The sequence below is a fragment of the Alloalcanivorax sp. C16-2 genome (genome assembly GCF_046507615.1).
Lineage (GTDB): Bacteria > Pseudomonadota > Gammaproteobacteria > Pseudomonadales > Alcanivoracaceae > Alloalcanivorax > Alloalcanivorax marinus_A.
Genome location: NZ_JBKFTL010000004.1, coordinates 82,007 through 102,270, shown reverse-complemented (window position 1 = coordinate 102,270; position 20,264 = coordinate 82,007). Strand labels below are relative to the sequence as shown.

Annotated in this window: 20 protein-coding genes; 9 read left to right on the top strand and 11 right to left on the bottom strand. The window is 66.8% G+C overall.

What is annotated here, in order from left to right; all coding sequences use genetic code 11:
* Positions 1 to 7 precede the first annotated feature (7 nt).
* Together ACLD02_RS15780 and hemE are read left to right on the top strand one after the other, a co-directional pair.
* Positions 8 to 1,429: an FAD-dependent oxidoreductase gene (locus ACLD02_RS15780; RefSeq protein ID WP_203105870.1), complete on the top strand. Its 1,422-nt coding sequence runs from the start codon at positions 8 to 10 to the stop codon at positions 1,427 to 1,429.
* Between the two features lie 146 nt (positions 1,430 to 1,575).
* Entirely contained in the window at positions 1,576 to 2,637 is a 1,062-nt protein-coding gene (hemE, locus tag ACLD02_RS15775; RefSeq protein ID WP_203105869.1) for a uroporphyrinogen decarboxylase, read from the top strand.
* A 32-nt stretch (positions 2,638 to 2,669) separates the two neighbouring features.
* Here hemE and ACLD02_RS15770 read toward each other — a convergent pair whose 3' ends face one another.
* The 4 genes from ACLD02_RS15770 to ACLD02_RS15755 form a co-directional block, all read right to left on the bottom strand.
* On the bottom strand, positions 2,670 to 4,805 hold the full coding sequence (locus tag ACLD02_RS15770; RefSeq protein ID WP_410299127.1) for an IgaA/UmoB family intracellular growth attenuator: 2,136 nt from the start codon (positions 4,803 to 4,805) through the stop codon (positions 2,670 to 2,672).
* A gap of 328 nt (positions 4,806 to 5,133) precedes the next feature.
* Positions 5,134 to 5,592, bottom strand: coding sequence for a PaaI family thioesterase (locus tag ACLD02_RS15765; RefSeq protein ID WP_203105867.1), 459 nt, complete (start codon positions 5,590 to 5,592; stop codon positions 5,134 to 5,136).
* 14 nt (positions 5,593 to 5,606) lie between these two features.
* Positions 5,607 to 5,957, bottom strand: a complete 351-nt coding sequence (locus ACLD02_RS15760; RefSeq protein ID WP_203105866.1) for a 4a-hydroxytetrahydrobiopterin dehydratase — start codon at positions 5,955 to 5,957, stop codon at positions 5,607 to 5,609.
* A 93-nt stretch (positions 5,958 to 6,050) separates the two neighbouring features.
* A complete protein-coding gene (locus ACLD02_RS15755) occupies positions 6,051 to 7,280 on the bottom strand; it encodes an acyl-CoA dehydrogenase family protein (RefSeq protein WP_203105865.1) in 1,230 nt (409 codons plus the stop codon).
* A 161-nt stretch (positions 7,281 to 7,441) separates the two neighbouring features.
* Here ACLD02_RS15755 and ACLD02_RS15750 point away from each other — a divergent pair, with 161 nt between their 5' ends.
* A complete protein-coding gene (locus tag ACLD02_RS15750) occupies positions 7,442 to 8,119 on the top strand; it encodes a 2-phosphosulfolactate phosphatase (RefSeq protein WP_410299126.1) in 678 nt (225 codons plus the stop codon).
* 144 nt (positions 8,120 to 8,263) lie between these two features.
* Here the strand turns inward: ACLD02_RS15750 and ACLD02_RS15745 are convergent, their stop codons facing one another.
* Entirely contained in the window at positions 8,264 to 8,947 is a 684-nt protein-coding gene (locus ACLD02_RS15745; RefSeq protein ID WP_410299125.1) for a ComF family protein, read from the bottom strand.
* Positions 8,948 to 9,032: 85 nt separating this feature from the next.
* On the opposite strand from ACLD02_RS15745, the gene bioB reads away from it, so the two are divergent.
* Genes bioB through bioD form a run of 5 tightly spaced genes read left to right on the top strand, consistent with a single transcriptional unit; the run spans position 9,033 to position 13,641 of the window.
* Positions 9,033 to 10,199, top strand: coding sequence for a biotin synthase BioB (gene bioB, locus ACLD02_RS15740; protein ID WP_203105862.1), 1,167 nt, complete (start codon positions 9,033 to 9,035; stop codon positions 10,197 to 10,199).
* Between the two features lie 15 nt (positions 10,200 to 10,214).
* Complete coding sequence (gene bioF / locus ACLD02_RS15735; RefSeq protein ID WP_203105861.1) at positions 10,215 to 11,372, top strand: 8-amino-7-oxononanoate synthase; 1,158 nt, start codon at positions 10,215 to 10,217, stop codon at positions 11,370 to 11,372.
* Positions 11,360 to 12,178, top strand: a complete 819-nt coding sequence (gene bioH, locus ACLD02_RS15730; protein WP_410299124.1) for a pimeloyl-ACP methyl ester esterase BioH — start codon at positions 11,360 to 11,362, stop codon at positions 12,176 to 12,178. The genes bioF and bioH overlap by 13 nt, the downstream gene beginning before the upstream one ends.
* On the top strand, positions 12,141 to 12,959 hold the full coding sequence (locus tag ACLD02_RS15725) for a methyltransferase domain-containing protein (protein WP_238401172.1): 819 nt from the start codon (positions 12,141 to 12,143) through the stop codon (positions 12,957 to 12,959). The genes bioH and ACLD02_RS15725 overlap by 38 nt, the downstream gene beginning before the upstream one ends.
* Positions 12,960 to 12,984: 25 nt before the next feature.
* The gene (gene bioD, locus ACLD02_RS15720) at positions 12,985 to 13,641 is read left to right on the top strand and encodes a dethiobiotin synthase (protein ID WP_410299123.1); all 657 of its coding nucleotides are present in this window, start codon (positions 12,985 to 12,987) and stop codon (positions 13,639 to 13,641) included.
* 98 nt (positions 13,642 to 13,739) lie between these two features.
* Here the strand turns inward: bioD and ACLD02_RS15715 are convergent, their stop codons facing one another.
* The 3 genes from ACLD02_RS15715 to ACLD02_RS15705 form a co-directional block, all read right to left on the bottom strand.
* Positions 13,740 to 14,360: a YbhB/YbcL family Raf kinase inhibitor-like protein gene (locus tag ACLD02_RS15715; protein WP_203105857.1), complete on the bottom strand. Its 621-nt coding sequence runs from the start codon at positions 14,358 to 14,360 to the stop codon at positions 13,740 to 13,742.
* A 91-nt stretch (positions 14,361 to 14,451) separates the two neighbouring features.
* Complete coding sequence (locus ACLD02_RS15710) at positions 14,452 to 14,913, bottom strand: flavodoxin family protein (RefSeq protein ID WP_410299122.1); 462 nt, start codon at positions 14,911 to 14,913, stop codon at positions 14,452 to 14,454.
* A 108-nt stretch (positions 14,914 to 15,021) separates the two neighbouring features.
* Positions 15,022 to 15,513, bottom strand: a complete 492-nt coding sequence (locus ACLD02_RS15705; protein ID WP_338015250.1) for an Lrp/AsnC family transcriptional regulator — start codon at positions 15,511 to 15,513, stop codon at positions 15,022 to 15,024.
* 275 nt (positions 15,514 to 15,788) lie between these two features.
* On the opposite strand from ACLD02_RS15705, the gene ACLD02_RS15700 reads away from it, so the two are divergent.
* Entirely contained in the window at positions 15,789 to 17,474 is a 1,686-nt protein-coding gene (locus ACLD02_RS15700) for a 2-isopropylmalate synthase (RefSeq protein ID WP_410299121.1), read from the top strand.
* Between the two features lie 242 nt (positions 17,475 to 17,716).
* Here the strand turns inward: ACLD02_RS15700 and ACLD02_RS15695 are convergent, their stop codons facing one another.
* The 3 genes from ACLD02_RS15695 to mtgA all read right to left on the bottom strand — a co-directional run bounded on the left by ACLD02_RS15695 (position 17,717) and on the right by mtgA (position 20,249).
* Positions 17,717 to 18,409: a type 1 glutamine amidotransferase gene (locus ACLD02_RS15695; protein WP_410299120.1), complete on the bottom strand. Its 693-nt coding sequence runs from the start codon at positions 18,407 to 18,409 to the stop codon at positions 17,717 to 17,719.
* A 20-nt stretch (positions 18,410 to 18,429) separates the two neighbouring features.
* Positions 18,430 to 19,515, bottom strand: coding sequence for an META domain-containing protein (locus ACLD02_RS15690; protein WP_410299119.1), 1,086 nt, complete (start codon positions 19,513 to 19,515; stop codon positions 18,430 to 18,432).
* A gap of 62 nt (positions 19,516 to 19,577) precedes the next feature.
* Entirely contained in the window at positions 19,578 to 20,249 is a 672-nt protein-coding gene (gene mtgA, locus ACLD02_RS15685; protein WP_203105851.1) for a monofunctional biosynthetic peptidoglycan transglycosylase, read from the bottom strand.
* Between the last annotated feature and the right edge of the window lie 15 nt (positions 20,250 to 20,264).

Sequence of the window (20,264 nt, the reverse complement as noted above, 5' to 3'; positions counted from 1 at the left end):
GAAAAACATGGCTGAACGTCTGAACAATCACTTTCAGTTCCTGGATGTCCCGCGCCTGGACCCCCAGAAAAAGGACATCGAGGAGCGCCGCCACAAGTACGAGGAAATCTACTACCCGTTCGAAACCCGGGAAGTGGAGCATCAGGCACACCGTTGCCTGCATTGCGGCAACCCGTACTGCGAATGGAAATGCCCGGTTCACAACTACATCCCCAACTGGCTGAAACTGATCAGCGAGGGGAACCTGATGGAAGCCGTGGAGCTGGCGCACCAGACCAACTCCCTGCCGGAAGTCTGTGGCCGCGTGTGTCCCCAGGACCGGCTCTGCGAGGGTGCCTGTACCCTTAATGACGGCTTCGGCGCGGTGACCATCGGCGCCACCGAGAAGTACATCACCGACACCGCCCTGGCCATGGGCTGGCGACCGGATATGTCCAAGGTGGCGTGGACCGACAAGAAAGTGGCGGTGATCGGCGCCGGCCCGGCGGGTATCGGCTGCGCCGACGTGCTGGTGCGCAACGGCGTCAAGCCGGTGGTGTTCGACCGTTATCCGGAAATCGGTGGCCTGCTGACCTTCGGCATCCCCGAGTTCAAGCTGGAAAAACCGGTGATGACCAAGCGCCGCGAAGTGTTCGAGGGCATGGGCATTGAGTTCCGCCTCAATACCGAGGTGGGCAAGGATGTGACCATCGACGAGCTGCTTGAGGAGTACGACGCGGTCTTCATGGGCATGGGTACCTACACCTACATGAAGGGTGGCTTCCCCGGCGAGGACCTGGACGGCGTGCACGAGGCGCTGCCTTTCCTGATCGCCAACGCCAACCGCAACCTGGGCTTCGAGAAGGACCCGGCGGACTTCATCGATGTGAGCGACCGGCGCGTGGTGGTCCTTGGCGGCGGCGACACCGCCATGGACTGCAACCGCACCTCCATTCGCCAGGGCGCGGAAAGCGTGGTGTGCGCTTACCGCCGTGACGAGGAAAACATGCCCGGTTCCCGCCGCGAGGTGGCCAATGCCAAGGAAGAGGGCGTGCAGTTCCTGTTCAACCGCCAGCCCATCGAGGTGGTCGGCGAGAACGGCAAGGTGGTCGGCGTGAAGGTGGTCGAGACCAAGCTCGGCGAACCGGACAACAATGGCCGCCGCCGCCCCGAGCCGATCCCGGGCAGCGAGGAAGTGCTGCCCGCCGACGCGGTGATCATCGCCTTCGGTTTCCGCCCCAGCCCGGCGGACTGGTTCGACGCCAAGAACGTGACCACCGACGATTCCGGTCGCGTCACCGCGCTGGAGAAGCAGGCGTTCCCGTTCCAGACCAGTAACGAGAAGATCTTCGCCGGTGGTGATATGGTGCGTGGCTCCGACCTGGTGGTGACCGCCATCTGGGAAGGCCGCGAGGCCGCCAAGGGTATTCTCGACTATTTGGATGTATAACGGCGCTTGCACGCGGCACGCCCGCACGCAACACGCTCAAGGGCCTGCTTTCGCAGGCCCGTTTTCTATATGATGCGGTATCTTTTTTATGTTTTGCGTGCTCGCGTGCAAGCGTATTGCATGCAAGCGTTCTGCAAGGAATTCCCATGACCCAAGCTCCGCTCCAGAACGACCGTTTCCTGAAAGCCCTGGCCCGGGAGCCGGTGGATCGCACGCCGGTATGGATGATGCGCCAGGCCGGCCGTTACCTGCCCGAGTACCGCGCCACCCGTGAGAAAGCCGGCTCCTTCATGGACCTGTGCCGCAACGCGGAATTGGCCTGCGAGGTGACCCTGCAGCCTCTGGAACGCTACCCGCTGGACGCGGCGATCCTGTTCTCCGACATCCTCACCATCCCCGACGCCATGGGCCTGGGGCTGTATTTCGAGCCCGGCGAGGGGCCGAAATTCCGTAAAACGGTGCGCAGCGAGGAAGAAATCGCGGCGCTGCCGGTGCCCGACGCCGAGCGCGATCTGGATTATGTGATGCGCGCGGTGAGTACCATCCGCCGTGAACTCAATGGCCGGGTGCCTTTGATCGGTTTCTCCGGCAGTCCCTGGACGCTCGCCACCTACATGGTGGAAGGCGGCCCCAGCAAGGATTTCCGTCACCTCAAGGGCATGGTCTACGGTCGGCCGGAACTGGCCCACGCCCTGCTCGACAAGCTGGCCCGGGCGGTCACCGATTACCTCAACGCCCAGATCCGCGCCGGCGCCCAGGCGGTTCAGATCTTCGACACCTGGGGCGGTGCCCTGTCGGCGGAAGCCTATCCGGAATTCTCACTGGGCTACATGAAGCGGATCGTCGACGGCCTGATCCGCGACCACGAAGGCCGCAAGGTACCGGTAATCCTGTTCACCAAGAACGGTGGCCTGTGGTTGGAAACCATGGCCGACAGCGGCTGCGACGCCCTGGGACTGGACTGGACCATCAACATCGGCGAGGCGCGCCGCCGGGTGGGTGACCGGGTGGCGCTGCAGGGCAATCTGGACCCGGCGGTGCTGTACGCGCCGCCGGCGGCGATCCGCGCCGAGGTGAAGCGCATCCTGGATGATTTCGGTGACCACCCCGGTCACGTCTTTAACCTGGGTCATGGCATTACCCCCCAGGTGGACCCGGAGCATGCCCGGGTCTTTATCGAGGCGGTGGTGGAACTGGGGAGCCGCTGAACAAGGCTCGCTAGCCTGGAATCCGCCGCCGTTCAGGCCGCCGGCCAGCCGTGCAGCCGGGCCACCGCCCGGCGCCGTTGGCGGGCGGCCATCCAGTTGCGCAGCCACAGTGCGCCATGCACCAGCAGCAGAGTGGCGGCCATCACGATCCAGATCGAACGCAGCAGCGCCTGCCAGGGGCGCTCACCCCGCTCCGGATCGACGATCAGGCCCGGCGTGCCGTGCTGATCGCTCCCCTGGTGGGCGACCATCCCTTCCACATGGAACGCGCGCATACCGTCCTCGCCGAACAACGTTTGCAGGGCCCGCCAGCGCTCCAGCGTGTCGGCTCCCCCTTGCAGCGGCCCCGCCGCCATGCCAGCGGTGACTTCCACCAGTACGCCGCCGCGCTGCTGTGCGGCGATCGCCTCGGCCAGCCGCGCCACCTTGTCCCGGGCGTGTTGATCCGCCAGCGACCGCAACTGGCGGCGGATCGAACCCAGGTGGCCTTTCAGGGTCACGGCCGCCGGTGAGGCATCCTCGCCCCGCTCCTGGAGCTGCTGGCGCAGATCGTCCCAGTTTCCCAACTGCCCCAGTTCGGGGAAATTCAGGGCGCTGAGGATAGTTTGTTGGGCGTTGCCGCAGGCATGAGGCGGTTCGTCCACCTGGCACACACGGTCCACGCGCGCCACCAGATCCTTGGCGTTGGTGAGCAGCAGGGGTTCGCGGTCGCCGGTACCGCCGCCGCGCAGCAGGGCCAGCATGCGCAGCCGTGGGTCGCTGTGTGTTTGCAGGGCGTCGTCGGAGGTTAGCGCGAGGGTGGCGTCGTCCAGCTCCAGGTCCGGGCGCTTGGGTTCATCGCCACCCCAGCGCAGCCGGTCGCAGCGGATATCGGCCCGCGACCAATCGCTGCCCACCGGTGTCACCTGGCAACGACCGCGACCGTCGAGCACCACGCGGCGGCCGGCTTGCGGCGGGTTGGCGGCCAGGCTGGCCGGGTCGTCGGCGTGCAGGGTGCCGGCGCTGCCCAGCCAGTAGACCGTTTGCGCCAGATCGCCGGCGGGATCGGGAAGCGCCCCCAGGCCCACCAGCAGTGCCACCACCGCTACCACCGCCAGGCTCAGGTGCCGGCCCGGGTATACCGGCGGGCAGCGGCGGTATTCTTCGTCCACGGACAGTTTGCGGTCATAGGTGACCACGGAATGGTCCTCCACGCGCATCTCCAGCTCCAGGCGCTGGCCGTCCTCCAGGGGGGTATGGGGGCGCCAGTGTTCCGGCGTCTCGAAGGTCAGCTTGCCGCCCAGGGTGGCGATCACCGACACCGTGCCGCTGGCCTCGTCGACACTCAGCGGTACCAGGTTGACCGTCCCCGTGACCCGATTCACCTTGCCGGCCGGGCCCGGCGTCCGGCGGCGCCAGAACAGCCATAGCGCCGAGAACGCCAGGACCAGGGCCAGGCCGCCCCACACTGAAAGCCAGACCAGGGTGTCGCGGAACACGGCGATCCCCAGGGCCAGGAATGCCAGCGCCCACAGCAGGCCCGGCAGCAGCCCCAGGCCGCGGCCCAGACGCGCTTCGGTTTCCGCCGCGGTTTCCGGGCGTTGGTCGTGGATCTCCACGCGCCGGCGGGCGGCCTCCGCCTCGTCCTCGGCCCGCGGCGCTTCGTCGTCCACGTACACCTGCTCCAGAGTGCCCCGGACGCCCTGTTGCCACTGGTCCTCGGCGGCATCGCGTCGGGCGTCCCGCGCCGCGCCCTCAAGCAGCTCGAAGCCGTTGAGGCGCACCACCACCGCCAGCTTATCGGCGAACACCACCTCGGCCTCGTTGTCTTGATCCAGAAACAGCTCGGCGTCGAAGGGCAGGATCACCTCCACGCCGCCGATCATGTGGTGCCAGCTCTGATGGCCGTTGCTCTGGATGCCGTGGCGTTGGTACTCGCCGCGCAGCGGGAAGACTTCCTCGCTGGTCAGATGGACCGGTTTTCCGGGCCTGTTCGGCTGCACCAGAAATGGAGCCAGGGCGTCGCGCTCATTGGCGGACAGCCGCCGCAGTGGCTGCGCCTGGTCGCGCAGACTGGACAATTCCCGGGCGCTGCCGCGCCGGCGGGCGGAATAGACGATACCTGAATAAATGGTGGTGCCGAGGACGATAACCAGAAGCAGCAGCTTCAGTGCGACCAGGAAACCCATGAGAGCCCTCCATGAACGAGAGCGCGCAATGCTAGCGCATTGTCGGTCCGGAGGCCGGGGGGAAGGACGGAGTTGGTGAAATGGTTCACCGAAATGAAAAGCGCGGCCCGAAGGCCGCGCAAGATTTCCAGACTCTCATGTCACTCGAAATCACACCCGTCGGGCGTCCTGCCGCGTTGGATGCATTTTCAGGCTAGCTCTGCCTGAAGCGGGGTGTCAACTTTCTTTTTGCATCGGCGACAATTATTTGCGGAAAGATCGTTGATCAAAAGGAAAACAAGTCTGTCCCCTTTGCGTAAAAAACAATTAAGGATTGTATCCGCGTGATCTACTGGCCGATGCGGCGTAGCTGGTAGATGTTGTGAGTCAGCGCCACCACCTCGCCGTTGGCGTCCTTGAGCTCGGTGTCCCACTCGAAATCGCATTTGCCGTCGGCCTCGGCCCGTGCCTGGATGCGCTCGATCTCCGCCTCGTCGAGGTGTACTTCCACGGTGATGTCGGTGGTGGCCGGGCGCCGGAAGCGGATGCGCATGTCCTTGACGATGGGGTAGAAGCGGCTGACGTCGAACGACGACAGGTAGATCACGCCGCCGGGCAGCTCCGCCAGGGTGTAGAGGGCACCCGCGTACATGATGCCCACATGGTTCAGGTTTGGCTCCAGGGGCATCATCATGCGGCAGTAGCCACGGTCCACGTCCAGGGTGCGGGCGCCGCAACGCTCCACGAACGGGAAGGTCTTGTCCGAGGCCGCCTTGATCTGTTCTTTTTGGGTATCGCTCAGTGCCATGGGCATTCTCCGTTTCAGCCTGGCTTGCGGCCTTCGAACAAAGCGTCGGTCTTGGCCGCGCAGATGAAGTCATTGCGATGCAGGCCGCCGATCTTGTGGGTCCACCAGGTCACCGTGACCTTGCCATACTCGGTAAGCAGAGCGGGGTGATGGCCTTCGTCCTCGGCCAGGCCACCGACCTGGTTGGTGAACGCCAGGGCCTCGGCGAAGTTGCTGAACTTGAACTGGCGCTGCAGTTTTTCCTCGCCATCCTCCTCCACCTGTTTCCAGTCCGGGATTTGCGGGCGCAGCTCGCGGGCCTGTTCCTCGGTGATGCGTGGCGCGTCCGCGCGGCAGGCCTCGCAGTGTTGTTGTTGCAGGGACATGGCAGCCTCCTTGGTCGTATTCGTCTGCGTCCAGGTAAGGTTGGGGGCCGCCAGGCGGCGAGGCAACCCCCTTTTCCATCGCGGTGGTGGCGGTCAGTCGCGGCCGATCAGATCCCGGGCGATGGCGATCACCTGCATTTCGTCGGTGCCGGCGTAGATCTGCAGGATCTTGGCGTCGCGCATCAACTGCTCCACCCGGGACTCGCGCATATAGCCGTAGCCGCCGTGAATCTGTACCGCCTCGGTGGACACCTCCATGGCCGCCTGGGCGGCGTAGAGCTTCATGGCCGACGCCTCCGCCAGGGTCATCTGCTTGCCGGCGGCGGTCATCTCGATATAGCGGAATACCATGTTCTGCAGGTTGGCGCGGGCCACTTCCATCTTCGCCAGCTTGAGCTGGATCAGCTGGTTATCGCCGATCGGCCGGCCGAACTGCACCCGGTCCCGGGCGTAGCCGGTGCACAGCTCCAGGGCCCGCTCCACCATGCCCAGAGCCATGGCCGCCACGCCGGCCCGTTCCTGCATGAAAGTGGCCTTGGCGCCGGAGCGACCGTAGGCGGTTTCACTGCCGCCCAGCAGCCGGTCCGCGCCGACCTTGAGATCGCTGAAGAACAATTCGCCGGTGGGCGAGCTGCCGATGCCCATCTTCTTGAACGGTTTGGACTGCTCCAGCCCTTCCATGCCGCTGTCGAGAATGAACGACACGATTTTGCGGTCGCGGGGCTCGATGCCTTCCTCGTCCAGCTTGCAGATCAGAATGATGGTGTCGGCGAACGGGCCGTTGGTGATCCAGGTCTTGCTGCCGTTGATCACATAGCCGCCGTTGCCGTCCCGGCGCGCCAGGGTCTTCATCTGGCCGAAGGCGTCGGAGCCGGAGTTGGGCTCGGAGATCGCCCAGGCGCCCACTTTCTCCAGGGTCAGCAGCGGCAGCGCCCAGCGCTCCTTCTGCTCCAGGGTGCCCTTGCTCATGATGGCGCCGCCGGCCAGGCCCATGGACACGCCCATGGCGGTGACCAGCCCCTGGGCGTGACGGCTCAATTCGATGATCGGGATCATGGTCATGGCGGCCTGCTCGCCGGAACCACCTTCCTCGCGGTCCTCCCGGTCGGCGGCGTCGTGTCCGGCTTTCTCCCGGGCGATGCGCTTCTCGAAACTCTGGGTCGCCATCACGTCCATGCCGAATGTCTTGATCATCTTGCGCAGGATGTCGTAGGGCGGCACGCCGTTGTATTCGATGTCGTCAAGATTGGGCACCACCTCCCTGGCCACGAAGTCGCGCACCATTTTCTGGATCATCCGTTGTTGTTCGTTCCACTCAATCATGATGGTTCCCGGGTCGATTTGTGATGGTGTGAAGCTAACAGGGCCCGGGCCGGGCCGTCATTGATCATCGGTGCCGTGTCCGGTGAGGGAAATGGTCAGGCGTTTAAGCGTGGCCGCCCATCCGTCATAATGCGCGCTTCGCTCCGCAACCGGCCGCGCGCATGGAAATCAAGATCGCCCAGGGTCACAACCCGCCCCACAATATTCACGGCATCACCGTGGTGATCGACGTGATTCGCGCCTTCACCACCAGCCACGAGGCCTTCCTTGGCGGCGCCAGCCATATTTACCCGGTGGCCACCGCCGAGGACGCCTTCCATCTGCGCGAAAGCTACCGGGACGGGCTGCTGGTAGGCGAGATCCAGGCGCTGCCCATCGAAGGCTTCGATCATGGCAACTCGCCCTGGGAGATCCGCCACACCGATGTACGTGACCGTTACCTGATCATGCGCACCACCAACGGCGTGACCGCCGCCCTGCGTGCCCGGGACAGCCGCCAGGTCCTGGTCGGCGCTCTGGTCAACGCCCGTGCCACGGCGCGCTACATTCGCGAGCGCGACCCGGAGACCGTGGTGCTGGTGGCTTCGCATCCCACCGGCGACGAGGATGTGGCCTGCGCCGAATACCTGCGCGGCCTGCTGGGTGGCGATGGCATTTCCCTGGAGCAGGCCCGGGAACGCACCCGCAACGCCTTCGCGGCGCGCAAGTTCCTGGACGGCAGCCACCCCCGGCTGCGCCCGGAGGATATCGACATGGCCGCCTCCGACGGCGGCGAGGACGCCCTGGTGATGGGAGTCACCTTCGAGCCGGTGCCGCGTATTGATGTGGTGCGGGGCTAGGGGCGCAGGACGCCTGACGCCGGACGCTGGACGCTGGACGCCTGACGCCTGACGCCGGACGCATAAACCCGGGGTCTGAAAGGCTTGGTGTGTTTTCTGCGTTTCAGTCAGCTCGCCGTACCTTGCCGCGCCGGGTTATAGCGTCTAGCGTCTCGCGTCCAGCGCCCTGGCCAATGCCCACACCCGCACCTCCTTGGCGCCGGCCTCGCCGAGCGCCCGGGCCGCCGCCCGGGCGCTGGCGCCGGTGGTCATGACATCATCCACCAGCAGCACACGCCGGCCCCGGGCATGGCTATCGGCGCGGAACGCATGGCGTAGATTGCGCACCCGCTCGGCGCGGCCGCTTCCCTGTTGGTGGTGGGTCGCCCGGGTCCGGGTCAGTAGTGGGACCACCGGCCTTCGCCAGCGCCGCCCCAGCGCCACCGCCAGCCGTTCCGCCTGGTCGAAGCCTCGCCACCAGCGTCGCCGCCAGTGGGCCGGCAGCGGACAGATCAGGTCGGCCTCCGGCCAGGGCAACGGCTGCGCCCGGGTCAGGGTTTCCAGGGCCCGCTCCACCGTGAGCCGGCCCTGGTGCTTGTAGGCATTGAGCAGCCGGTCCAGGGGAAAGCCATAGACCCAGGCGCAATAGCTGGCGGTGAACGGCGGCGGGCGGTCCAGGCAGCGACCGCATAGCGCGCCGGGCTCCAGCCCCGGACCGGGCAGGGCGCAGCGGCACAGCGGTCCGGACAGGGCGCAATGGCATTCCAGTTCAAGGTGGCAATGCCGGCACAGGCCGGACTCGGCCAGGCGGCCACAAAGAACGCATTGGCTGATAAGGTCAAAAAACATCCAGATGTAAACCTTCCTGGTTTCTTGAAGTTGACAGCTTTCGGCGGACTGCTAGGCTGTCGCTATTCCTTCGGAGAGATTGATCATGACTGTAGCCGCCGCCACGCCCAAGACGACTTCCGCTCTGAATGCCGTACGCCATGACTGGCATCGGGGTGAGATCGAAGCCCTGTTCGCCCTGCCGTTCAACGATCTGTTGTTCCGCGCCGCCCAGGTGCACCGCGAGCATTTCGATCCCAACGCGGTGCAGGTGAGCACCCTGTTGTCGATCAAGACCGGCGCCTGCCCGGAGGACTGCAAGTACTGCTCCCAGTCCGGCCACCACAACACCGAGCTGGAGAAGGAAAAGCTGCTGGAAGTGACGAGGGTGGTGGAAGAGGCCCGGGCGGCCCGCGACAAGGGCGCCTCGCGGTTCTGCATGGGCGCCGCCTGGCGTAGCCCGCGTGCCAGGGACATGCCCTACGTGCTGGACATGGTGCGCCAGGTAAAGGCGCTGGGCATGGAAACCTGCATGACCCTGGGCATGCTCGACGACCAGCAGGCGAAGGATCTGGCCGAAGCCGGCCTGGACTATTACAACCACAATCTGGACACCTCGCCGGAGTACTACGGCCAGGTGATCACCACCCGTACCTACAATGACCGTCTCTCCACCCTGGCCAATGTGCGCGACGCCGGCATGAAGGTGTGCTGTGGCGGCATCGTCGGCATGGGCGAGGGCCGCGACGACCGGGTCGGCCTGCTGCAGCAGCTGGCCAACCTGCCGCACCACCCGGAATCGGTGCCGATCAACATGCTGGTCAAGATCGAGGGCACGCCCCTGGCCGACGTGGCCGATCTGGACCCGTTCGAATTCGTGCGCACCATCGCCGTGGCGCGCATCCTGATGCCGGAATCCTATGTGCGTCTGTCCGCCGGCCGTCAGGAAATGAACGACGAGGCCCAGGCCCTGTGCTTCCTGGCCGGCGCCAACTCCATCTTTTACGGTGAGCGGTTGCTGACCACGGACAACCCGGAAGCCACCCACGACCGCCAGCTGTTCGAGCGTCTTGGTATTCACCCCCTGGACCCGCGCCACGAGGCCTCCGACGAGGCCCACGAAGAGGCGCTGCGCCAGCAGGTGGCGGAACGGGAAGCGGAAAGCAGCGGCCTGTTCCACAATGCCCTGGAAACCGGCCAGCAAAAGCGCGCCGCCAAGCATGTGCTCGACAAGGACACCGGTCGCCCCGCCCAGCGGGCTCTGGACGCCTGATCCGGGAGCACTCCATTGGGCTTCGACCTGCGCGCGCGCCTGGATGAACGGCGCGCCCGGCATCGCTATCGCCACCCCCGGGTACAGGACGCCCCCTGTGGCCGCGTCGCCCGGGTGGACGGCCGCGAGTACCTGAATTTCTGCTCCAACGACTATCTTGGCCTGGCCGCCGACCCGGAGGTCGGCGCCGCCTTCCGCGCCGCTGCCGAGCAGTGGGGCGTGGGCAGCGGCGCCTCCCATCTGGTGTGCGGCCACCAGCGCCCCCACCAGGAACTGGAGGAGGCCCTGGCCGCCCACACCGGTCGTCCCCGGGCGTTGCTGTTCTCCACTGGCTACATGGCCAACCTGGGCGTGATCACCGCCCTGGTGGGTCGGGGTGACGCGATCTTCGAGGACCGTCTCAATCACGCCTCCCTGCTCGACGCCGGCCTTCTCAGCGGCGCCCGCTTCCGGCGCTTCGCCCACAACGACGCCGATGCCCTGGCCGGGCAACTGGCCCGTTCCGACGCCGAGCGCAAGCTGGTGGCGGTGGACGGCGTGTTCAGCATGGACGGTGATCAGGCGCCGCTAGCGCCCTTGCTGGATGCCTGCGAAGCGGCCGATGCCTGGCTGATGGTGGATGACGCCCATGGCCTGGGCGTATTGGACGAGCAGGGCCGGGGCACCGCCTTCGCCCAGGGCGTCAATGAACGCCTGCCGGTGTACATGGGCACCCTGGGAAAGGGGCTGGGCACTTCCGGCGCCTTCGTGGCCGGTTCCGAGGAACTGATCGAAACGCTGATACAATTTTCCCGCAGCTACATCTACACCACCGCCATGCCCGCCGCCGTGGCCGCCGCTACCCGGGTGAGCCTGGCCAAGGCGCGCACGGAAACCTGGCGCCGGGAACGGCTGGCGGCGCTGATCCGCCGCTTTCGCCACGGCGCCGCCGAGCTGGGCTACGCGCTGATGGACTCGGATACGCCGATCCAGCCGATCCGCGTGGGCGAGGACGCCGACGCCCTGGCCCTGAGCCGGGCCCTGGCGGAGCGGGGCCTGCTGGTCACCGCGATCCGCCCGCCCACCGTGCCCGAGGGCCAGGCGCGGCTGCGCGTGACCCTGTCGGCGGCTCACCAGGAAGGGGACGTGGAGCGGCTGCTGGATGCCCTGGAGAACGCCAAGTGCCGAAACTGATTCCCTTCCACAACACCTACCGCGCCACCGGCGTGGCCGATCAGGACGCCGGTGACATCGTGCTGCTGCACGGTTGGGGGCTGCACGCCATTGTCTTCGACGACATCGTGCCGGCCCTGCTGGAGCGCTTCCGGGTCACCGTGGTGGATCTGCCGGGCATGGGCCAGAGCCCGCTGCCCGGCGACCCCTACACCCTGGATTTCCTGGCCGACCAGGTGGCCGCCGTGATGCCCGAGCGGGCCCACCTGCTGGGCTGGTCCCTGGGTGGCCTGGTGGCGCTGCGGCTCGGTTTGACCCGCCCGGAGCGGGTACGGTCCATCGTCACCGTGGCCACCACGCCGCGCTTCACCGCCAGCGACGACTGGCCGGCGGCCATGAAGCCGGAGATTCTGGAGGCCTTCGAGGAAATGTGCCGGGAGGATTACGAAGGCACCTTGGTGCGCTTCCTGGCGCTTAACTGCAAGGGTGCCGAGTCCATGCGCCAGGACGTGGCGCGGCTCAAGGAGATTCTTTATTTCTGCGGCTTGCCGGCTCACCGCGCCCTGCGCGAAGGGCTGGCGATCCTGCGCGACACCGACCTGCGCGCCGATCTGGCGAAACTGGCCATGCCGCTGCGGATGATCTTCGGCGAGCGCGACCACATCGTGCCGGCGGCGGCCATGACGGCGGTGCAGCCGCTGCTCAACGACCAGGGCGACACGGCGCTGATCGAGCAGGTCGCCCATGTGCCCTTCCTGTCCGCCCCCGACACCTTCATGCAGGCCGTCCATGACTTCCATCGCCAACACCGCTTCGTTGCGTCCTGAATCCATGAACAAGGGCGCGGTGGGCCGGCGTTTCGGCCGCGCCGCCGCCAGCTACGATGCCCACGCCGGGTTGCAGCTGTCCTGCGCGCGCAGCCTGCTGGCCATGGGCCCGGAGCAGCTGGCCGGCGCCGCCGCCCTGGACCTGGGCTGCGCCACCGCGCCCCTGGCCCGCCAGCAGCGCGCGCGCTGGCCGGAGGCCCGCTGGCTGGCGGTGGACCTGTCGCCGGCCATGCTCGCCGAGGCCCGGGAACGGGGCCGCACCGGGCCGGACTACCAGCCCCTGTGCGCCGACGCGGAACAACTGCCGCTGGCGGACGCCGGCCAGGCCCTGGTGTTTTCCAGCTTCGCCCTGCAATGGTGTGATCCGGCCCGGGTAAGCCGGGAACTGGCCCGGGTGTTGATGCCCGGCGGTGGCCTGCTGCTGGCGGTACCGCTGGCCGGCTCCCTGTGGGAGATGTCGGAAAGCTGGGCCGCCGCCGACGGCCGCCCCCGGGTGAACCGGCTGCCGTCGGAAGCCGACTGGCACCGGGCCCTGACCGGCGCCGGCCTGGCGATTCAGCGGCATCAACGCCTGGGCATCACCGAGCACTATCCGGACGTGAAAACCCTGGTGCGCGCCTTCAAGGCCACCGGCGTGGATCACGTCCAGGGCGGCGCCACCGGTCTCACTGGCAAGACCGCCTGGCGCGCCATGGCGGCGGCCTACGAGGCGCGCCGCGAGGTCGCCGGCCTGCCGTTGAGCTGGGACGTCCTGTTCGTGGACGCCACCCGGATTCCCTGATCAACCCGACCGTTTCGAGGACCCCATGGCCGAGCCTTCCATCGCTACTCCGCCGCCGCTGCCGGTGCTGCGCGGCGTGTTCTTCATTACCGGCACCGACACCGAAGTGGGCAAGACCTGGGTCAGTTGCCGCCTGTTGGAAAGAGCCCGGGACGCGGGCCTGAGCTGCTATGGGCTGAAGCCGGTGGCGGCGGGCTGCGAGGATACCGACGAGGGCCTTCGCAACGATGATGCTCTGCAATTGATGGCGGCCTCCTCCGTGGCGCTGCCCTACGAGCAGGTCAATCCGGTGGCGTTGAAGGCCGCCATCGCGCCGCACATCGCCGCCCGGCGGGAGGGCAAGCGCATCGACCTGACCCGGCTTGCCGGCTATGTGCGCGGCGCGCTCAACAGCCATCCGGCGGATCTGGTGCTGGTGGAGGGGGCCGGCGGCTGGCGGGTGCCGCTTAACGACCGGGAGATGCTCGCCGGGCTCGCGGTGGAGCTGCAATTGCCGGTGATTCAGGTGGTGGGCATGAAGCTGGGGTGCATCAACCACGCCCTGCTCACCGCCGAGGCGATCCGCGCCGACGGCCTCGACTACGCAGGCACGGTGGCCAACTGTTTTGGCGACATGGAGGTGCGCGAGGATAACCTGTTGACCCTGCGTCAGCATCTCCCGGGCGCCTTCACCGCCGTCTGAGCCGACACGCGGGTACGCCGTGGGAGCGGCTAAAGCCGCTCCCACGGCGCGGATTCCCACGGTGTGGGTGCCGCCGCGTTATGTCGCGGCGGGGTGGGTCACACGTTCGCCTTCAGGGTGTAGGTGCCGGTAACGCTGGCCCGGTCGAGGATATGCCCCTGCATGGCCTTGACCACGTCCGGGCCGCGGAAATCACCGTCCAGCCCCAGGCTGGTCACGTCCAGGGCGTACACGGTGAAGATGTAATGGTGCAGGCGCTCGTCGTTCCAGGGCGGGCAGGGGCCGTCGTAACCGCCGTACACGCCTTTCATGTCCGGGTCGCCGGCCAGGAAGTCGGTGTAGTCGTTGGCGCCGCGTACCCCTTTCTCCACCCGGCCGGTGCTCTTGCCTCGCGGCGTCACGGAATTGGAGTCCTCGCCTTCGTCGATCTGGCGCACCTCGGCGGGGATGTCCACCAGCACCCAGTGATAGAAGTCGGCACGGGGCAGCTCCTCCGGCACGGTCTTGCCTTCCTGGTTCACGTCGGAGGCGTCGGTGGGCGCGTCCGGGTCCACCACCAGCAGGGCGAACCCGCGGGTCCCTTCCGGGGCGCCGTCCCAGACCACCTTCGGGTTGCGGTTGTCGCTGAGGCTCATGTGTTCTTTCGGGTCGGGAACGGCGAACGCGAACTGGCCGGGAATCGGCTTGCCTTCGCTAATGCCTTCGACGGTAATGCGCATGGTCTCCTCCTGATTGGATGACGATATCAATGCTGTGCGGGCCAGCCCGGCTTTTTCAAGGTGACCGGGGCGGTGGCGTCCTGGCAGGTTGCTAGAGGACACCGGCGTCCAGCCCGGCGGCCAGGTACAGGCCCAGTTCCTCCACCTGATCGACGAAGTCATCCCGCCAGTCACCCCGGCACAGCAGCGGCTCCTGGGCCCAGTTCCAGCGCAGCCCGGTGACGATGGATTCGATGGCCCGGCGAGTGCCGGTGCCGTCGTGGCCGGCGCGGATGTAGAGCGCGCAGGGCAACCCCTGCTTCTGGTCGATCACGGCGTAGTAGACGCGGTCGAAGAAATCCTTCAGGGCGCCACTCATGTAACCCAGGTTCTCGGTGGTGCCCAACAGGATACCGTTGCAGGCCAGCACATCTTCCGGGCCGGCCTCCAGCGGCGGCTTCCACTCCGCCCGAACCTGCTCAATGTCCTCGTGGCCGGCGCCGCGCAGAGCGGCTTCCGCCAGTCGGCGGGTGTTGGGCGATGGGGCATGAGCGACGATCAGTAAATTCTTCATGGCGTCCAGGTTAGCAGCGAGCGGGCCGGTATTTGTAGGAGCGGCTTAAGCCGCGATGAAATGCCGGGGCCGTGATGGCGCCATATCGCGGCTAAAGCCGCTCCTACATCAATTAATATACGTCAGCGGCACGGCGGTGGTGTCGATCACCCGGCGCATCACGAAACTGGAGCGCACCCCGCTGACCCCTTCGATGCGGGTGATCTTGTTGAGCAGAAACTGCTGGTAGTGGTCGATGTCCGGCACCACTACCTTAAGCAGATAATCCGCCTCCTGGCCGGTGACCAGATAGCACTGTTGCACCTCGGGGTATTCGGCCACGGTGGCCTCGAAATTGGCGAAGCGTTCCGGGGTGTGCCGGTCCATGCTGATCTGGATCATCGCGGTCAGGTCCAGGCCCAGCTGGCGCGGATCGAGCACTGTTTCCCGGCGCAGGATCACGCCGGCCTCCTCCAGCTTCTGCACCCGCCGGGAGCAGGGCGAGGGCGACAGGCCCACCTGTTCCGCCAGTTGCTGGTTGGTGAGGCCGCCATCGCGCTGCAAGGCGTCCAGGATGCGCACGTCGGTGCGGTCAAGTTTTGCCGGTGTCTTGTTGCTCACGCAATAAAATCCTGATTTCCGTTTTTGAAGCATGATAATATTGCTAAAGATGTCCGGTTTCGGGAAAAAAAGCAAGCACATTGCCGAGCCGCTGTCCTAGACTGTTTCTGTCGCCACGGGAAGATCACAAGTCCTACCGTGGCCGGTCGGGTTCCCGCCTTACCAGGCGGGAACCGGGGCCGATTTCGAGGCGCCACGCCGCCCCTCACCGGTGATCCCGGTCGCGGTGGAACGCCAGGCCAACCCGGCAAGACAACATAAATCTGGAGCAACCCATGAGTTTCGATCATCGCAAGTACGCGCCCTTCGCCACCATCGACAAGCCGGACCGCCAGTGGCCGTCCAAGCGCATCGAGAAAGCGCCCCTATGGGCGGCGGTGGACCTGCGCGACGGCAATCAGGCGCTGATCAAGCCCATGTCGGTGGCTCAGAAGAAACGTTTCTTTCAGTTGCTGGTGGAGCTCGGCTACAAGGAAATCGAAGTTGGTTTCCCCTCCGCCAGCCAGATCGACTACGACTTCTGCCGCGCCCTCATCGAGGAAGACCTGGTGCCCGACGACGTGCACATCCAGGTGCTCAGCCAGGCCCGGCCGGAGTTGATCCAGCGCACCTTCGAGTCCCTCAAGGGCGCGAACAAGGCGGTGGTGCACATCTACAACGCCACCTCGCCCACCTTCCGTGAGCAGGTGTTCAACGTGGACAAGGAGGGATGCAAGGCGATCGCCGTGCAGGCCGCCGAGTGGGTCCGTGACGCCGCCGCCAAACAGCCGGACACCGAATGGTCGTTCCAGTATTCCCCGGAGACCTTCAGCGCCACCGAGACCGATTTCGCCATCGAGGTGATCGACGCGGTCAACGAAGTGTGGCGTCCGGATCAGGGCCAGCGGGTGATCATCAACCTGCCGGCCACGGTGGAAGTGAGCACGCCGAACGTGTTCGCCGACCAGGTGGAGCTGGTACACGAGAACATCCGCTACCGCGAGCATGTGCTGATCAGCGTGCACACCCATGACGACCGGGGCTGTGGCGTGGCCGCCGCGGAGCTGGCGGTGATGGCCGGCGCCGACCGGGTGGAAGGCACCCTGCTCGGCAACGGTGAGCGCACCGGCAATATGGATCTGGTCACCGCCGGCATGAACCTGTATGCCCAGGGCATCGACCCGGAGATCGACTTCTCGCGTATGAAGGAAATCCGCGCGCTGGTGGAGGAGATCACCGAGATCGATACCCACCCGCGCCATCCCTACGCGGGGGACCTGGTGTTCACCGCCTTCTCCGGCAGCCACCAGGATGCGATCCGCAAGTGTCTGGCGCGCTACCAGCCCGGCGACATCTGGCGCGTGGCCTATCTGCCCATCGATCCGCACGATCTGGGGCGCCGCTACGAGGAAGTGGTGCGCATCAACTCCCAGTCCGGCAAGGGCGGCGTGGCCCACGTGCTGGAGCGCGACTTCGGCATCAGCCTGCCGCGCTGGTTGCAGCAGGAGCTGGCGATGGTGGTGCAGCGGGACGCCGAGGAAGACGGTGGCGAAATCACCGGTGAGCGTATTCACCGCCGCTTCAACGGCGATTACCTGAACGTGCCGGCGGGCTGGACGCTGCGCTCCTACGACCTGCACCGTGCCGATGATGGCGTGCGCGCCCGCATCAGTGTCGGTGACGAAGCCGGCGCCACGGTGGAGATCGAAGGCCGTGGCGAGGGCGCCATGGGGGCGCTGGTGGATGCGCTCAATCGTCGCCATGGCTGGCAGATCCGGGTCGAGGCGTTCGATGAGTACTCGCTCGGCGACAACACCGAGGCCAACGCCATGGCCTGCGTGCGGGTGCAGGTGGGTGAGCAGGTGCAGAGCGCCGTGGCGCTGGCCGCGGACACTACCGCCGCCGCGCTGCAGGCGATCCTGTCCGCCGCCGGTCGGGTGGCCGCCGCCGAGGCCGAACAGCCGGTGCGCGCCCAGGCCTGATCCCCGGCGCCCACAGAAAAGCCCGCCCTTCGAAAGAGGGGCGGGCTTTTTTTGTGGGAGAGTGCTGGTTGGTTCCCTCCAGCCAGGCCGCGTCTCGGTGTGGGCCCCTTTTCGGGAACGCCGTGAACCCGTCCATGGGGGCTCCCGGTCAAACATCCTGTTTGACAGGGTCCCGAAAAGGGGCCCACACCGAGACGCTCCAAGGTAGCGTCCCGCGCGGCTCCGTAGAGTGGGCGGGGCGGTCAGGCGAAGAAGAGGTCGAGCAGGCGGTGCAGGCGCTGGCGGGCGGCGTGGAACAGGGCCGGGTCGGCGAGCATCTCCGCCTCGGATTGCACCCAGGGGCCGCCGTCCGCCAGTTCGTCGGCGCACTCCCGGCACAGGGCGCGGGCGTTGTCCGGCGCCAGCTCCAGATGGAATTGCAGCGCCAGCACGTTATCGCCGTAGCGGAAGGCCTGATTGTCACAGCCCCAGCTGCGCGCCAGGTGCACGGCGCCCTCGGGAATCGCGAAGGTGTCGCCGTGCCAGTGCAGCACCGGGGCGCTGTCGCTGAACAGGGCGCCCAGCGGATCGCCGGCGCCGGCCTCGGTGCTTTGCACCGGGAACCAGCCGATCTCCCGTTCCGGGTTGGCGGTCACCGGCGCGCCCAGCACGCGGGCGATGAGCTGGGCGCCCAGGCACACGCCGAGCACCTTCTTGCCGCCCTGGATGCAGGCCTCGATCAGCCGCTTTTCGTCGGCCATCCAGGGGTAGCGGGCCTCGTCGTCGGCGCCCATGGGGCCGCCCATCACCACCAGGGCGTCGAGATCCTCCGGCGCCGGCAGCGGGTCGCCCTGGTACAGCCGCGAGGCATTCACCGCGTGGCCGTGGGCGTCGAACCATTCGGCCAGGGTGCCGAGCTTCTCGAACGGCACGTGGGAGAGATAATGAACGCGCATGGGCCTGCTCCTGGGCGTGATCAGTAGAGGTATTCCGCCCGCAGCACCGCCAGCGGTTCCCCCTGGTCGTCGAGCAGGGTGAGGCGCTGGCCTTGCACCTGGTACCGGCGGGTGTTCTCCAGGGCGGCGACGAAGGCGTCCGCCACGTTGTCGCCGGTGCAGGCTTTTTCGGTGCGGGTCAGATTGCTCAGGGTAAGGCCATTGCCGTCGGTTTGGTATTGGCCCTGCAGGGTGTTGCAGCCGGTGGCGCCCTTCAGGCGGTCGCCGTCACGGTGCAGCACCAGATGCGCCTGGGCGGCCTGGTCGGCCGGTGGCGGCGCCGCGCGCTCGCCGACCCGCTCCAGCTTCCAGTAGGTATTGATCAGACCGGCGCTGGCGCTGGTGGGGCTCAGCGGCAGGGTCACGTCCTGGCGTTGCCCGTCGTTGGCGAGCACCCGTCGTGGCGCGGGCAGGGCGAGCAGGGTGGCGCCGTCGGCGATGACCCGGGCGTCCAGGCCATAGCGGTGGTCGCCGTTGACCCGCGCCTGGTCGAAATAGAGCCGGAACGGCATGGACATATCCCCCTCCAGGGACAGGCGCGTGAGCCGCCGGGCCAGCTGGCCGTCGCCTTCGCCGTCGCTGGCGGACAGATCGCGCAGGGTGAGTACCAGCACGCCGTTGTCGGGCACGGCGCCGGCCTCGGGGAGCGTGACCCGCCCTTCCAGGGTGCCAATGCCGGCTGGATCGCGGCGGTATTCCCCGGCAAGGGGCGACTCGCCCTCAAGGGTCAGTGACGGGTTGTCCAGTGAGACCCGCAGGTCGTCCTCGGTGAGCGTGTCGCCCCCGCTCAGATAGTGCAGGGTGACGGCGTCGTCGGTGGCTTTTTCCCAACGCAGTCCGCGGCGTTCACCGTCGCCGACCAGATACAGCTGGCCCTGATCCTCCAGCACCAGGGCATTCAGGTCGCTCTCGCCCCGTGGGCGCCAGATGCCCGCCAGCCCTTCGCGTACTTCCGTGGCCGCCGGTTGCGCAGCCGGGGCGTCGGCGGTGGACGGCGCCGGGGTATCCGGGTCGTCGCAGGCGGCGAGGGTGAGCAAAAGGGGAAGAACGAACCACAACGGTCTCATACTGCTTTCTCCATGAGTCGGTGGGGCGGCGCCGGTTCGGGCGGGGCGCCGGCCGGATGAGTTCAGGGCGACGGAATACGTACCAGGGGAAGCTGTTGCTGAATCCACTGGCTGCGTTGCTGCACATAGTCGGTGGTGCCGCGCACGTCGTAATAGCTGGGCCGGGGCAGCAGCACCGCCAGCTGCGCCGCCTGGTCCGGTGACAGCTGGTCGGCGTCGACGCCGAAGTAATGGCGGGCCGCCGCCTGGGCACCGAACACCCGGTTGCCCCATTGGGCGGTGTTCAGATAAAGCTCGAGGATGCGCTGCTTGGACAGGGTCAGTTCCAGCATCAGCGCGATCAGGGCTTCCTGGCCCTTGCGCACATAGGTCTTTTCGCCACTCAGGTAAAGATTCTTGGCCAGTTGCTGGGTGATGGTTGAGCCGCCGGCCACCGGTCGGCCCGCTTCCTCATTGCGTTCCATGGCATGACGGATGCCGCGCCAGTCGAACCCGAAGTGCTCCACGAAGCGGGCGTCCTCGGAGATCAGCACCGCCCGTTTCAGATCGTCGGCGATGGCGTCGTAGTCCCGCCATTGATAGAGCACGCGGCCATGTTCCCGGGCCCGCTCCATAAAAGCGGTGTCCTTGGGGTTCTGACCCCGCAATTGCAGTACCTGGCCCAGGTACCAGAGCTGCGAGCCGATGGCGGCGATCGCCAGCAGCCCCAGCACGGAAAAAAAGAAACGCTTCATTCGGGATGTCGCATC